This window comes from bacterium (genome assembly GCA_030654305.1).
GTDB lineage: Bacteria > Krumholzibacteriota > Krumholzibacteriia > LZORAL124-64-63 > LZORAL124-64-63 > PNOJ01.
The window spans coordinates 1-1,780 of sequence record JAURXS010000122.1 but is presented as its reverse complement, the minus strand read 5'-3'; the positions used below and the strand labels follow the sequence as shown (position 1 = coordinate 1,780).

Here is a 1,780-nt window from a genome sequence, read left to right as displayed (position 1 = left end):
CCCGGCCGCCAGTTCCAGCAGGCGCCGACCCGCTCCGCACATGCTACCATCGTTCGCCATGGTGGGCATCAGCGTTGATGCGCCGCCCACCCTGATGCGGGCAGACGGGTCCGCGGCGCCGCGCGATCACCGGGTCGGTTGAACCCCGAGGGATGCGGTGGTAGGATCGAGAGGCGCAGCCGCCGACGGACAACACCAGCGAAGGAACGCCCATGCGCCGTCCGGCCCGGATCCTGACCGCCTGCCTGCTGAGCCTGGCATCCGTCGCCGCCGCCGAATCGCCCGGCGACGGCACCACCGCCGAACAGCGGATCACCGGCGCCGACACCCTCTGGGTCATCACCGAGCCCGTCGTCGTCTACGGGTCGACGACCTCCGGCACGACCGACCCCGCGGCCTCGTCCGTCGACGCCATCGTCCTGGGCGCCCAGGACCTGCAATCGGCCGCCGACCTGGCGCCCGTGCTGCCGGCGACCAGGACCGTGGTCAACTCCCGCGGCGAGAGCGTGTTCATGGTGCGCGGCGCGTCGGAGCGGCACATCCGGCTCTGGCTGGACGGCATCCCGCTGAACGTGCCCTGGGACGAGCGCGTGGACGCCGGTCTGGTGCCGGTCGACGCCATCGGCTCGGTACGCGGGGTGCGTGGCGTCGGCAGCGTGCTGGAAGGGCCCAACGCCCTGGCCGGCACCATCGAGCTGCGCCCGCTGACGTTGCCGTCGGACGGCGCGCGCACCCGGCTGGGCGTGCAGTTCGGCGAGTCGGCCCTGCGCGAAGGCCGCCTGCTGCACCAGCGCCGGCAGGGCGCCTGGGAGTTGCTCGCGGCGGGGTCGTGGCGCGCCCAGGACGGGTACGTGGTGCCGGCCGACCTCTCGGCCGCGACCAACCAGGGCCCGTCGCGGCAGCGCCTCAACAGCGACCTGGAGCAAGCCTCGCTCCTGCTGCGCCTGCAGCACCGCAGCGCCGCGGGCGCCGTCTGGCACGTGACGTTCCTCGGCTCGGACGGCGAGAAGGGCGTGCCGCCGGAAACGCACCTGGGCGCCGACGCGCGCTTCTGGCGCTACCCGTCGGTGCGGCGCGGCCTGCTCGGCGCCGGCCTGCGCACGCCGCTGGGCGGGGGCCACGCCTGGGAACTCGTCGTGGACGCCGCCGCCGACCTGTTCCACCAGGAGATCCGCTCCTTCGACGACGCCTCCTACACGACGCCCGCGCTCGCTCCGGGCGTCGACCACGAGACCGACGACGACCGCACCGGCTTCGCCCGCGCCCGCGCGACCCGCTACCTCGACCGCGGCAGCGTGGCCGTGCAGACGTCGGCGCGCTACGCCCGCCACCGCGAGTCGCTGCAGGTCGCGGGGCCGGACCTGACCTACGCCCAGTTCATCAGCGCGGCGGCCGTCGAGGCGGACCTGGACCTCGGCGGCGGCTGGAGCACGCGCGCCGGCGGCGGCTGGGACCTGGCCTCGACCCCCGAATCGGGCGACAAGCCGGCCCGCGACGCGACCGGGGCGGCGGCCGCGTTCACGCGGCTGGAACGCCGGCTGGGCGAACCCCTGACCCTGCACGCCTCGTACGCGCGCCGCAGCCGGTTCCCCGCCCTGCGGGAGCTGTACTCCGGCGCGCTCGGGAGGTTCGTCCCCAACCCGGACCTCACTCCCGAAGTGCAGGACCTGTGGGACCTGGGCGCCGTCGCGCGGCGGGGAGCCTGGGAGCTCGGGGTGACCGGGTTCGCGAGTTACCTGGATGGCGCGATCGAACGCGAGGGCCTGAACGACGGCACGAA

1 protein-coding gene is annotated in these 1,780 nt (G+C 74.8%); it reads left to right on the top strand.

Going from position 1 to position 1,780, the window contains the following annotated elements; all coding sequences use genetic code 11:
- Positions 1-212: 212 nt before the first annotated feature.
- The coding region (locus Q7W29_03245; GenBank protein ID MDO9170826.1) for a TonB-dependent receptor at positions 213-1,780 on the top strand (1,568 nt) is incomplete at its 3' end.